Origin of the sequence: Salinispirillum marinum, assembly GCF_042650105.1 — a bacterium.
Lineage (GTDB): Bacteria > Pseudomonadota > Gammaproteobacteria > Pseudomonadales > Natronospirillaceae > Salinispirillum > Salinispirillum marinum.
The window spans coordinates 906,300-918,259 of sequence record NZ_JBHSAL010000002.1 but is presented as its reverse complement, the minus strand read 5'-3'; the positions used below and the strand labels follow the sequence as shown (position 1 = coordinate 918,259).

Sequence of the window (11,960 nt, the reverse complement as noted above, 5' to 3'; positions counted from 1 at the left end):
GATCTTAACAGGAAGATTCAGGAATATTTATCATGCAGTTGGTTGAGCATCTAACGCAAGAACAAGTACTAACCATTATGTCGCGGGTGCGCTTTTTCAAGCGCTTCAATCATGCCGATTGTTTGTTGATGTTGGAAAAAAGCACTCAGCTTATTGCCTGTCGCGCGGGTGAATGGGTGTTAATGCAAGATGACGAGCGCGATCGAGCGCTGTACGTATTACTGACCGGGCAATTGGAAGTGTGGAAGGACGATGTGCACATTGGCGACATTAAGCCGGGTCATTGTTTTGGTGAGGTATCCTTTCTGACCAAGAGTGCCCGTTCGAGTTCGATAAAATGTCAGTCGAATGCCGTGCTGTTTCGTTTGCAGCGTAAAACCCTGACCGAGTTCCCGATTCACATCCGCGAAAAAATCAAAGACAACATCATCATGCTGTTGCTTGATCGGGTGAAACAGGGGCCAGTGTTTAAAGAACCGGCTGCCGCGCCTGAAGGTGATTCACCCTTTCAAGCATCGAAAGATGCGACTTATAGCGATGATTTCGACATGATGGATGATTTGTAGGCTAAAAGCCTCTTTCTTTCGATCTGACGTTGTTAAGAAAGTCAGATCGTCGTCTTGAGGTTTTTTAGCTCTAAAATCACTCAATCCCAGATTGAAATAAGAGACTTTGGTCGCCGTTAAGGAAGCCACAAAGCAAAGCGCGCGCCACCACCTTCTTTATTGATCAATTCAATGCGCCCTTCGCGACCGCTCGGTTCGGCACGATGCAGGCTGGCAATCCGGCTGGCGAAGTAGATGCCTAACCCGGTACTGCTGGTTTTCACCTGCAGGCTAGCATCCGGGGCCAGACAGTTAAGCAGCGCATCGGGGTAGCCACGACCATTGTCGTCAATGGCGATGCACAGCATCCCGTCCTCTTCCCAGGCCAATAGTTTGATCCAGTCTTTGGTATAGCGAATCGCATTGGTCAGAATATTGGTTAAGACATGGTCGACCAACGTTGGGTCCATATACCAAGTCAGTTCTTCATCCACGTCCACTTCCACCCGGATTTTTTGGCTTTCCAGTGTGCTGGCATAGCGCGCCGCAGCATCTTCCAGCACGTCTAGAACCAATACTTCTTCGAGGCTCGGGTGCAGTAGTTGGTTGTCAATGCGATACACCCCCAGCATGTGACTCAAACCGCTGTTAATGCGATTACTTTCCATCTGAATGCGACGTAATTTGTCCGCCGCTTCAGGGGTTTCTTCCGTTAATGCTTGGATGACTTCTTCTAACTGATTACTGATCAAACCCAATGAATTCTTGACGTCGTGCACCGTTGAGGCGAGCACGGTAGCCATATCGAGAGGTTCGTTTGACATGCTTGAGACTCCTATGCCAAGGCATTCACACGCGCTTTGATCGCGTTGTAGCGTTCGGCTTGATAATGGTCAGGCGGTAAAAACTTTAAGCGTTCCATGTAGCGTTCAATGGTGGCTAAATGGTGCGTTTCTTTGTCTTTTTGATACAGCTTCATGTGGGCCTGTACCATGTTCAATATCAACCCCGGGTGACGAGGTGAATGTTCCAGCGCGCGTTCAAAAAACTTCAGAGCATCCTCATAGTTTTCATCGCGATAACGCTGATTACCTTCTTTGTTTAACTCGGCAGCACGTTCCTTGGCTTTCTCGGATACTGGTTCGCTTTGCAGCATGAACAATTGTTGCTGCACACCAACATCATCTCGATGGTGCTGCCGGATCGATTCGACAAAGGCATCGCCCAGTTGTTGTTTATCGTATTGATAAAGGGCACGTGCCACATCCATGGCCAGTTCCGGTTTTATTTGGGCCAGATGGCGCATGGACATATCATGCGCTTTCTTTAACTCACCATCACGGGCCGATTCCATGCCTTGTATGTCCAGCGATTCGGCCATGACGATACGGCCTTTCAGTTGCACAGGTAAGGCATCTGGATAGCGGTCCATCATTCGTCGGGCAATCTCAATGGCACCTTTGGAGGCTCGCCTTTGTTCACTGTCCGTGCCCTGAACTGCCAAGGTGTTAAACGTGTCCGCCAAGCGAACATAGTGTGCCGGATTCTCATGCCGAGTATTCGCTGCTAAGGTCAATACTTCTTTAAAGGCTTTGGCGGCAGTGGTGTAGTCGTTTTGTTGGCGGGCCAATTCACCCAAACGGAACTGCCGCTTCAGGTTTCGTGGCGATACACGCGTGGCATTGGTTAACGCTTCCGTCGCTGCACCGGTTTTTCCTTCTTGCAGGTAACAGGTTGCCAGGGCATCGTAGGCTTCTACATGGTTAGGGTTAGCGGTCAGGACTTCTTGTAGTAACGGGCGTGCCTTATCAAAGGCTTTGCGCAGCATCTGGATGCGTGCTTTTTCAAAGATAGCCCAGTCTTGCGGTCGCTTGGCGAGCAAGTCGTTCAGTTCTTTTTCGGCTTCGTCCAGTTTGTTTTGCCGAATCAAGGTGCTGATTTGAATTTTGCGTGCCCAAGCTCGGTGTCGTGGTTGGTCATTAATGACTTGCTGGCAGGCCGCCAGAATCAACTCGTCATCCTGCTTGTCCATGGCCATTAATAAGGGATAGAGCGCTTCAAGGCGTTTCACCCATTTGTCCAGCCGGTGTTTAAAGGCGTCAAAGGCAAAGGGTTTTGCCAGGTAGTCATCCGGATGGGTTTCAACGGCACCCATCACCATGTCTTTTGATGTTTCTGCGGTCACCATCACCCACAGCGTGGTGAACTTAACCTGACCGGTTGCACGCATTTCTTCGAGTAATTGTTGACCGTTTTGTCCGTCTCCCAAATTGTAGTCGCAGATGACGATGTCACAGGGGCGTTCGCGCAAGATGGTTTTCGCTTGTAAGGCGTCAGCGGCTTCATAAACGTTACCGGCGCCAAGTTGAGCCAGCATGCTGCGGATAGACTTACGCACATTCGCAAAGTCGTCCACAATCAAATAATGCATTGTGTGGATGGATTTCTTAAAAACCATGGCGTAAACCTAGTTCCTTTGGCAATGAGAGCTTTGCTGTGTTTGGTGTAAATCCCGGTCGTGGCTGCTTAACAATTCGTCAATGGTCAGTTGATATGACGTAACGAAATGTTCCATAAAATAATGTAGTTCAGGTGCTTCGGTATTGCGAATACGTTTTTCGATCTGGCGCGACGCGCTCTGAAACTCTTTATTACCAGCATCGAGTTCGGCCTGACATTTGAGATAAGCGCTGATCATGTCGGCGTATTTCACCAGCTCCGTATGTTCGGGGTTGGCGTGTTCATGCAGCAGTAAATGCTGGTAGTCCGTTTGGAGTTTGGCCGGTAGATAGCTCAGGATTTCGCGTTCGGCCTCAGCTTCTACGGCCTTGTACGCTTGGGTGATGGTCGGCGAATGGTACTTGATGGGGGTTGGCATGTCGCCGGTAATCACTTCGCTCACATCGTGGTATAGCCCCAACACCGCCACTTGTTCGGCATTGACCTGCCCGTTGAAAAAACGATTTTTGATCAGTGCTAAAGCATGCGCAATGGTGGCGACCTGCCAACTGTGTTCCATGACGTTTTCTTCGACGACATTGCGTTTTAACCCCCAGCGTTTTATCCAACGCAAGCGATTAAGATAAGCAAAAAAATGACTGGCCATAGTGGGTTACCTCACGAGCACAAGGCTGAGCCAAGGGACATAGGTAATGATCAACACCACACCAAGGAGCACAAGCAGGAAAGGCAGCGTGGCACGATACAGCTCGGTTATGGGCTTTTTAAACCGGTAGCTGGCAATAAACAAGTTCATCCCCACAGGCGGTGTAAAATAACCGATTTGCATATTGGCAACAAAGATCACCCCAAGGTGTATGGGATCAATGCCGTACTGCAGCGCCAGCGGCAGCAGCAAGGGTACCATGATGACGATGGCGGCGAAGATGTCTAAAAAAGCGCCAAGTACCAGCAACAGGAGGTTCAGAATAATCAAGAAAACCAATGGGTGACTGACATGCTCGCTCACCAAATCGAACAGAATAAAGGGTATGTTGTTGAACACCAGTAGATTGGTGAAGGCCATGGCCGCCCCGAGAATCAACAAAATGCCACCCACCATAACGAGACTTTCCCGCAGTGCGCGCATCAAGGCCCGGGGTGAAATTTCACGGTACACCAGCGTTTCAATGAGCAGTACGTAGAGCGCTGTGACAGCCGCAGCCTCTGACAGCACCAGTACACCACTGAACACTCCGCCTAGAATAATCACGGGAATGAGTAACTCCCAGATGGCTTCCCGTAAGGCTGCCCGGCATTCTTGCCACTCAAACGGCACTTTGGCGATGGGTTGGTGACGGTTGGCCCATAGGCCGTAGATATACAACACAACAATCATCAGGACGGCCGGGATCAATCCCGCCATGAACAAATCGACAATATCGACCCCAGGAACGTCCATTTGCTGGGCGATAATGCCGTACAGAATCAGTGGAATCGCGGGTGGCAGTAGCAAACCCAAGCTGCCTGAGGTCGTTAACAACCCCAAACTGAATGTTTTGTCGTAGTGGCTTTGGGTTAATGCGGGGTAGAGTAGGGCTCCGAGGGCCACGATGGTTACCCCGGAACCACCAGTGAGCATGGTGAAGAAAGCGCATGTTAATAGGGCGATCAACATCATACCACCGGGCAGCCACCCTAGAACCGCCTGAGATAAACGCACCAAACGCTGAGCGGTGTTGGCCTCACTGAGCAGGAATCCGACGAAGGCAAACATCGGCAGCGCCATCAGTACAGTGGACTCAGTGATGCGATACAGCTCGATACCCAGCACTTGCAGGTCCAAGCCCGCGAATGAAAACCCCACCCCGGCAGCGGACAACAACACCAGGAATAACGGCATGCCAAGCAGTGCGATGAGCAAAATACCAAGATAAGCGGCAGGCATCATAGTGGCGTGTGCTCCGCTGTTTGGTCTTCAGTTGATTCCGCTTCGGTTGTTTCATTTTCCGGGCGCACGGGATACACCACCATGACCGCGTATCGCAGCGCCATTAGGCCGAAAGCCACCGGCATGATGGTTTGAAACGGCCACGCCAAAAATCCGGCAAAGGCTGGTGAGCCGAACAGTCGCTCATCCAAAACCATGCGACCGGTATGCCATGCTAAGACAACCAAGGCACCGCAGCTTAAAGCAGAAATTAGACGCATAACCCCATCCGCCAATCGGGGCGGCAGGACATGTAAGGCAACGTCAATTTTAATGTGATTATTCTGCCGCGCGCCAATCAAAGAGCCCAACAGGGCGATCCAAAGCACGCCGATACGATTCAAAGGATCAATCCAGGACCATGAGAAATCGAACAGATTACGCGCCACAATTTGCGCCACCGCTAAGGTCAGCATGGACATAAATACGCCCAGCAATAAGCCGTCTTCCAGTCGATGCCACGCTTTTTGGGTGTGTTGCCAAGCCGTTTTTAGGGTCATGGGTTGGCCTGGCGGTGATCGGCTAAAGCCATAAGGAAACGATCCAGCCACGGCTGGGTAAATTCGCCGGTATCGACCAAAATACGATATGCCGCTTGCGCATTGCTGCGAATGGCGTCCGTTTGTTCTGCCGACAACCGAACTTCTTCGATACCCTGGTTGATTAAGGCTGCATAGGCGGAGCGATTGTTGGCACGGCTATTCTGATCCAGCTCCGCAAAGGCTTGTTCTAAGATACGGGTGACGATGGCTTGGTCGTCAGCTGACAGCCGGGAGAAATGTCGGTCATGCAAATAAAGTGTGCCATAGGTGTAGATCAATGGTAGGTCCGTTACATGGTTTACCCGCGCAAACCACTGCAAAGTAAGTGCGGCCGCCGGCGGACTGATGATGGCATCTATGGTGCCGGTTTGGAGCGCCGTCAGTACTTCAGAAATACCCAGAATGATGGGCGACAAACCGAAAGAACGTGCCACTTTTTCCGAAAAAGGGTCATTTGCGGGTAGCCAGAGTTTTTGTTGCTTAAGCGTATCAACGGTCGCTACCGGAGAACGGCTCATTACGTACGCGAAGCCGCCATCGACAAAACCAAAGGTATGATAACCGCGTTCTTTAAGGGCTTGGCGTAAATCATCGTCCAGAACGGCGCGCACGGCATCCACTTCTTCATAATTGCCGAACGCAAAAGGTGCATTCATTACTTGGATATCCGGGAACACAGCCGAAAGTGCCCCTGTTTGCACCAGTGCGCCGTGCAATTGTCCGATACGAATGCGGCGCTCTACCGATTGATCATCACCCATCACACCGCCGGGGTATACGCGAATACTTACGCGGCCATCCGTGGCAGCCTGAATTTGGCTGCTGGCCCGTTTCAAGGCATTCACTTCGGCGGTGCCGTCGGGGTAGAGCGTGGACACTTTAAATTCCATGGCGTTGACAGACAACGACACGGCGGCCAGCAATGCGCCCAACCAACGATATGTGACCATTCTGCTCTCCTGCTACAAACCTTATGCAGTATGACACTCAGCGCTTAAAAATAGAATTCACCCGAATCCAGTAGTTCTCTGGCAAGGCGTTGTGCATAACTGTTTTGCAGGGTTAGGTTGCCTGCTTTGGGGTCTGCAGCCAGAACCTCCTCTAAGAGTTGGTTGTGTAACGCTTGGTCAAACATCAGGCGGGCATACTGTTGTGCGTAAAACACCTTCACAATGAGATTTTTCCCTTCCGATGCCGCAATGGCGGACTCAAAGTAGCTTCGTGCGACCTCCGGCTCACCACCAAGAGCGGGCGGCAGAAGACTGGCCAAAACACCGAGATAGAGCTGGCCCATGCCATTGGCATGGTTCGGGTCCAAGGCAACCTGGCGTTCCAGTATGTGTTGCACGCGCGCGAGTTCAGCTATCGCGTTCCAGTCATCACTGTGGCTTTGAATGTAACTGGCCCAAGTGGAACCTAGCAGATACAGCGTTGGGGCCGCACGGGCACGATCAATGCCTTGCAGGCGTTCTTCCAATTCCGAGACACGAATGCTTCGCGGATCGCACAGCGCTTCTATTTCTAAGCAGGAAGCTTGCATCGCCAAATCCAGTGCCTTGGCGGTGAAATGTTTTTGTCGCATCGGGTCGTCAATAAAGACACCGGCATAGGCGCTGTTCAATTCGGCGGCTGTGGCCAAAATACCACTGCGCTTGGGATAGGTGGCGACCATGCCGTCGAGCGTAATGAGGTAAGTGGGTAGGCCAGCGCCCACGATCTCTAAGTCTTCGTTACTGAGAATACCGTTAGCGATATTGCTTGGTAATTGCGTGGTGGCGCAACCACCGACCATTAACATCCCTACAATGAGGAGAATTCGAATCATTAAATGCAACGCCTTGTCTGGTTCATGGTCATCATGCCGATTGAAGCCGGGTGGCCCTAGCGGATTTACAGAGTTGAGATAAAATTCAATGCAGCATCCAGTCCTTCATCGGATAAGGCACCTTCGTCATGCAAAATCTGGTATACCCGGCTGCGCGCCGACAGCAGTTCTGCTTTTATTTGCTCATTACTGGACATGATATTGACATCTTGTTGGCCTATCGCTGCAAAAGCGGCGTTGTTATCTTGTCGGCTACGTTGATCCATGTCGGCAGCATAGGCCGTTAAGATACGATGCACGACCGCTCGGTCGGCCTCGGAAATCGTCCGGAAGGAGCGCTCTGAGAGCAGGACCAAGGCATAGGTGTATATGATGGGTTGGTTCAACAGATACTCAACCCGCGAGTGCCATTGCAGTGTCAGTGCCGCAGGAACGGGCGACACAATGCTGTCGATGCCGCCGGTCGATAGGCTGGTCAGCACCTCACCAATGGGCAATGAAATCGGACGAAGCCCTAAAGCTTGCGCAAATAAGGGTGCCGTCGAGTTGGCAGGTACCCACAAACGCGCTGCATTCAGGTCACTCTGATCTTCTATCGGTTCTTGCGACATGATGTACGCAAAGCCGCCATCAATGGGGCCAAAGCCTTGCCAGCCCAATGTACTTAAGCGAGCGAGCAATTTGCTGTCCCATTCGGCTCTTAAGCGGTCTACGTCCGCCACAGAATCGAACAGGAAAGGAAGGTTGTACAGCTGGAGGTCGCCATGTAAGTGGCTGATGGCACCACTTTGCGCTACCAAGCCATCGAGTTGTCCAATACGGATGCGACGCAAGACGGCCTGATCATCACCCATGACGCCACCGGGGTAAATTTGCAACCGCACTCTGCCTTCCGTTTCCGCAGCCATGGCTGCACTGGCAGCGCGCAGTTGTTCGACCGCGTAGGTGCCAGCGGGATAGAGGGTCGAAATCTTCAGCGTGGTGTTGGCTGTGGCGAACGCAGGTAACACCAGTAAAACGAAGAATAATGCACGAACCATAAAACGACCCCTTAATTGGTTACCCGGTTCCCCTGACGGTATAGACCATACGTTGCAATGGCATGACAGCAACTGATGCATTGTGGTGTAGGAGCGCAGCATGCCTTTCATGCGAGCGTGCGCGAAGCTTTTCGTAGGAGCGCGGCCCTCCGCGCGAAAGTTCGGCCAGAGGGCTGGCCTCCTACATGAAGCACCGGCCAGAGGGCTCACCTCCTGCGCACCAACTTTTCTAGCCGTCCAGCTTTTGCTTCAGTATGTCATTCACCAAGGCTGGATTGGCTTGGCCCTTCGAAGCCTTCATAACTTGTCCGACAAAGTAGCCAAATAACTTGTCCTTGCCACCGCGATAATCCGCCAACTGTTGTGGGCTGGCCGCAATGACCTCATCAATCATAGCTTCAATAGCACCGGTATCGCTGACCTGTTTCAAGCCTTGCTGCTCGATGATCTGGTCAGGTGAGCCATCACCATTCACCATGGCTTCAAAAACCGTTTTGGCGATCTTCGACGATATAGTGTTATCGGTAATACGCTGGATAAGTTGACCCAGATCTGCCGCCGATACAGGGCTTTTACCAATCGGCGTATTGGTTTTGTTCAACACGGCCGTGAGGTCGCCCATCACCCAGTTGGCGGACAACTTGGGTTCTTTGCTTGCCTCCGCAACTGTTTCAAAGAAATCGGCGATGTCGCGCGTGTTCGACAAGATCAGTGCGTCGTATTCGCTCAAGCCATACTGTGCCATAAAGCGTTCCTTCTTCGCATCGGGCAGTTCGGGCAATTGATCTCGTACCGCTTCAATGTAAGCATCATCGATTTCAACCGGCAGTAAGTCAGGCTCGGGGAAATAACGGTAGTCGTTCGCTACTTCTTTGGAGCGCATGCTGCGCGTTTCGTCCAACACCGAATCATACAGGCGGGTTTCTTGTACTACCGTGCCACCGTCTTCGATGATGGCGATTTGCCGTTCGACTTCATAATTGATGGCGCGCTCCACAAAACGGAAGGAGTTCACGTTCTTAATCTCACAGCGCGTGCCATATTCTTGCTGGCCTTTCGGGCGCACGGATACGTTGGCGTCGCAACGCATGGAACCTTCGGCCATGTTGCCGTCGGAAACGCCCACATAGGTGATGATGCTGTGGATCTTCTTCAGATAGGCCACGGCTTCTTTGGCGCTGCGGATGTCCGGCTCAGAAACGATTTCCAGCAAGGGTGTGCCAGCCCGGTTAAGGTCGATCCCCGTCATGCCCTGAAAGTCTTCATGCAGTGACTTTCCGGCGTCTTCTTCCAAGTGCGCACGGGTCACGCCAACACGCTTGAGCGTGCCGTCATCCAGCATGATTTCGACTTCACCTTTACCCACGATCGGGTGATCCATCTGGGTGATCTGGTAGCCTTTCGGTAAATCAGGGTAGAAGTAGTTTTTACGATCAAAAGCCGAGCGCTTGCCGATCTCGGCGCCGATGGCGAGGCCAAACGAGACGGCTTTGCGCAAGGCGTTTTCGTTAAACACCGGCAATACACCCGGCAAGCCTAGATCTACGGCACAGGCTTGTGTGTTGGGTGCGGCTCCGAACTTGGTGCTTGCACCGGAAAAAATCTTGGTGTTGGTCGAGAGTTGTGCGTGTACTTCCAGACCGATGACGATTTCCCATTCCATTTCTTAACCCTCTTTACCAAATGTCGGAGTCTGTGTATGCCAATCTGTGTTGAGCTGGAACTGGTGTGCCAGGTTCAATAGGCGGGCTTCGTCAAAGTAATTACCGATCAGTTGCATACCAACGGGTAGGCCATTTACCTGGCCGCAGGGCACGGACATGCCGGGTAAGCCTGCCAAGTTCACCGACAGGGTGTAAATATCTTCCAGGTACATGGCCACCGGGTCATTGCCTTTGGCGCCCAGTTTCCACGCTGGATGTGGGGTGGTGGGGCCAGCGATCACGTCCACCTCGGCAAACGCCGTTTGGAAATCATCTTTAATCAGGCGGCGCAATTGCTGGGCTTTATTGTAGTACGCATCGTAATAGCCTGTGCTCAAAGCATAGGTGCCGATCATGATGCGGCGCTTAACTTCTTCACCAAACCCTTCAGCCCGGGTGCGCGTGTACATGTCGAGCAGGTCTTTCGGGTCTTCACAGCGATAGCCAAAACGCACGCCGTCATAACGAGACAGGTTGGTGGAGGCTTCGGCAGGCGCGATGATGTAGTAGGCTGGGATGGACAATTGCGTACGCGGCAGGCTGATTTTTTTGACCACGGCACCCAGTTTTTCCAGCTCTTTAACGGCAGCGTTTACGCGCTCGGCAATGCCGCTGTCGAGTCCTTCACCGAAGTACTCTTCGGGCAAACCAATGCGCAAGCCCTTAATGCTGTCACCCAAAGTCGCGGTGTAGTCGGGCACGGCGCGGTCAACACAGGTAGAATCTTTGTGGTCGAAACCGGCCATGGCATTCAGCAACAAGGCAGCATCTTCCGCCGTTTTGGTCAGTGGGCCGCCGCTGTCGAGCGAGGAACCATAAGCGATCATACCCCAGCGCGAGACGCGGCCATAAGTAGGCTTCAAGCCCGTGATGCCACATAAGGCCGCTGGCTGGCGAATGGACCCGCCGGTATCTGTGCCGGTAGCGGCTGGCACTAGGCCGCCCGCAACGGCGGCCGCTGAACCACCAGAGGATCCGCCGGGAATGGTGTCGGTGTTCCACGGGTTACGCGTCGGCCCATAGTAAGAGCTTTCGGTAGAGGAGCCCATGGCGAATTCGTCAAGGTTGGTTTTACCCACCATGACGGTGCCAGCCGCTTTCAGCTTACTGGTGACGGTGGATTCATAAGGCGCAATGAAGTTGTCGAGCATGCGCGAGCCACAAGTGGTTTTCACCCCTTGGGTACAGAAAATGTCTTTGTGGGCTAAGGGTATGCCGGTCAGTGGGCCAGCTGTGCCATTTTTGATGGCTGTATCCGCTTCGGCTGCCGCAGCCAAAGCCGCGTCGGCGGTGACGGTAATGAACGAATTCAGTTGGCTATCCAGTTGTTGAATTCTGTCCAAATACGCTTTGGTTAATTCAGTGCTGGAGAACTCTCCGGCAGCGAGCCCCGCAGAAAGTTGTTTCAGTGTTTTGTCGATCATGACTAATTCCTTAACAATAGCGTGCGCTATTCAATAGTAGGGTCAGCAATTAACAGACCCGTCGCTCAATCTGGTCTTAATCCGGCGTTGCTAACAATGGCCGCCCAATCACTCAATAACTTGGGGTACCAGATATAGGCCCGCTTCAGTTTTCGGGGCGATGCTCTGGAAATGTTCCCGCTGATTGTCTTCCGTTACGTCATCCGCACGTAAGCGTTGGGTTGCATCAAGCGGATTGGCCAGTGGTTCAACGCCTGTGGTATCTACAGCTTGCATCTGATCCACAAGATTCAAGATGCTGGATAAGGCATCTACATAGGCAGGTACGTCCTGCTCAGCAATCTTCAGGCGCGCCAGTTGCGCAATGGTTTCCACTTCTGCGCGGTCGAGGCTCATGCTCTTCTCTCCAGAGTTAATATAAGTAAGAATTAACAAAGCGCGCTACGTTACCA

12 protein-coding genes are annotated in these 11,960 nt (G+C 52.3%); 1 reads left to right on the top strand and 11 read right to left on the bottom strand.

Features of this window, described 5'->3' with window-relative positions; genetic code table 11:
* The first annotated feature begins 32 nt into the window (after positions 1-32).
* Positions 33-566: a cyclic nucleotide-binding domain-containing protein gene (locus ACFOSD_RS11450; RefSeq protein WP_380696619.1), complete on the top strand. Its 534-nt coding sequence runs from the start codon at positions 33-35 to the stop codon at positions 564-566.
* A 116-nt stretch (positions 567-682) separates the two neighbouring features.
* On the opposite strand, the gene ACFOSD_RS11445 is transcribed toward ACFOSD_RS11450, so the two are convergent.
* The 11 genes from ACFOSD_RS11445 to gatC form a co-directional block, all read right to left on the bottom strand.
* Entirely contained in the window at positions 683-1,369 is a 687-nt protein-coding gene (locus ACFOSD_RS11445; RefSeq protein ID WP_380696617.1) for a sensor histidine kinase, read from the bottom strand.
* A gap of 11 nt (positions 1,370-1,380) precedes the next feature.
* On the bottom strand, positions 1,381-3,003 hold the full coding sequence (locus ACFOSD_RS11440; protein WP_380696615.1) for a response regulator: 1,623 nt from the start codon (positions 3,001-3,003) through the stop codon (positions 1,381-1,383).
* A 9-nt stretch (positions 3,004-3,012) separates the two neighbouring features.
* Positions 3,013-3,651 (bottom strand): 5'-deoxynucleotidase, encoded by a 639-nt coding sequence (gene yfbR / locus ACFOSD_RS11435; RefSeq protein WP_380696613.1) that lies wholly within the window; start codon positions 3,649-3,651, stop codon positions 3,013-3,015.
* 6 nt (positions 3,652-3,657) lie between these two features.
* Positions 3,658-4,935, bottom strand: a complete 1,278-nt coding sequence (locus ACFOSD_RS11430; RefSeq protein ID WP_380696610.1) for a TRAP transporter large permease — start codon at positions 4,933-4,935, stop codon at positions 3,658-3,660.
* Positions 4,932-5,474: a TRAP transporter small permease gene (locus ACFOSD_RS11425; protein WP_380696608.1), complete on the bottom strand. Its 543-nt coding sequence runs from the start codon at positions 5,472-5,474 to the stop codon at positions 4,932-4,934. Before ACFOSD_RS11425 ends, ACFOSD_RS11430 begins: the two co-directional genes overlap by 4 nt.
* Positions 5,471-6,466: a TRAP transporter substrate-binding protein gene (locus ACFOSD_RS11420; RefSeq protein ID WP_380696606.1), complete on the bottom strand. Its 996-nt coding sequence runs from the start codon at positions 6,464-6,466 to the stop codon at positions 5,471-5,473. Before ACFOSD_RS11420 ends, ACFOSD_RS11425 begins: the two co-directional genes overlap by 4 nt.
* A gap of 44 nt (positions 6,467-6,510) precedes the next feature.
* Positions 6,511-7,341, bottom strand: a complete 831-nt coding sequence (locus ACFOSD_RS11415; protein ID WP_380696604.1) for a TRAP transporter TatT component family protein — start codon at positions 7,339-7,341, stop codon at positions 6,511-6,513.
* Positions 7,342-7,406: 65 nt separating this feature from the next.
* On the bottom strand, positions 7,407-8,381 hold the full coding sequence (gene dctP / locus ACFOSD_RS11410) for a TRAP transporter substrate-binding protein DctP (RefSeq protein WP_380696602.1): 975 nt from the start codon (positions 8,379-8,381) through the stop codon (positions 7,407-7,409).
* A 229-nt stretch (positions 8,382-8,610) separates the two neighbouring features.
* Positions 8,611-10,044, bottom strand: a complete 1,434-nt coding sequence (gatB, locus tag ACFOSD_RS11405) for an Asp-tRNA(Asn)/Glu-tRNA(Gln) amidotransferase subunit GatB (protein WP_380696600.1) — start codon at positions 10,042-10,044, stop codon at positions 8,611-8,613.
* Positions 10,045-10,047: 3 nt separating this feature from the next.
* On the bottom strand, positions 10,048-11,508 hold the full coding sequence (gene gatA / locus ACFOSD_RS11400) for an Asp-tRNA(Asn)/Glu-tRNA(Gln) amidotransferase subunit GatA (protein ID WP_380696598.1): 1,461 nt from the start codon (positions 11,506-11,508) through the stop codon (positions 10,048-10,050).
* Between the two features lie 108 nt (positions 11,509-11,616).
* The gene (gatC, locus tag ACFOSD_RS11395) at positions 11,617-11,904 is read right to left on the bottom strand and encodes an Asp-tRNA(Asn)/Glu-tRNA(Gln) amidotransferase subunit GatC (protein WP_380696596.1); all 288 of its coding nucleotides are present in this window, start codon (positions 11,902-11,904) and stop codon (positions 11,617-11,619) included.
* Positions 11,905-11,960: the final 56 nt, after the last annotated feature.

Coding starts and splice junctions, on each gene's coding strand:
- ACFOSD_RS11440 (WP_380696615.1), bottom strand. CDS start 3,003: ATGGTTTTTAAGAAATCCATCCACACAATGCATTATTTGATTGTGGAC.
- ACFOSD_RS11430 (WP_380696610.1), bottom strand. CDS start 4,935: ATGATGCCTGCCGCTTATCTTGGTATTTTGCTCATCGCACTGCTTGGC.
- gatC (WP_380696596.1), bottom strand. CDS start 11,904: ATGAGCCTCGACCGCGCAGAAGTGGAAACCATTGCGCAACTGGCGCGC.
- ACFOSD_RS11420 (WP_380696606.1), bottom strand. CDS start 6,466: ATGGTCACATATCGTTGGTTGGGCGCATTGCTGGCCGCCGTGTCGTTG.
- ACFOSD_RS11445 (WP_380696617.1), bottom strand. CDS start 1,369: ATGTCAAACGAACCTCTCGATATGGCTACCGTGCTCGCCTCAACGGTG.
- ACFOSD_RS11415 (WP_380696604.1), bottom strand. CDS start 7,341: ATGATTCGAATTCTCCTCATTGTAGGGATGTTAATGGTCGGTGGTTGC.
- dctP (WP_380696602.1), bottom strand. CDS start 8,381: ATGGTTCGTGCATTATTCTTCGTTTTACTGGTGTTACCTGCGTTCGCC.
- yfbR (WP_380696613.1), bottom strand. CDS start 3,651: ATGGCCAGTCATTTTTTTGCTTATCTTAATCGCTTGCGTTGGATAAAA.
- gatB (WP_380696600.1), bottom strand. CDS start 10,044: ATGGAATGGGAAATCGTCATCGGTCTGGAAGTACACGCACAACTCTCG.
- gatA (WP_380696598.1), bottom strand. CDS start 11,508: ATGATCGACAAAACACTGAAACAACTTTCTGCGGGGCTCGCTGCCGGA.
- ACFOSD_RS11425 (WP_380696608.1), bottom strand. CDS start 5,474: ATGACCCTAAAAACGGCTTGGCAACACACCCAAAAAGCGTGGCATCGA.
- ACFOSD_RS11450 (WP_380696619.1), top strand. CDS start 33: ATGCAGTTGGTTGAGCATCTAACGCAAGAACAAGTACTAACCATTATG.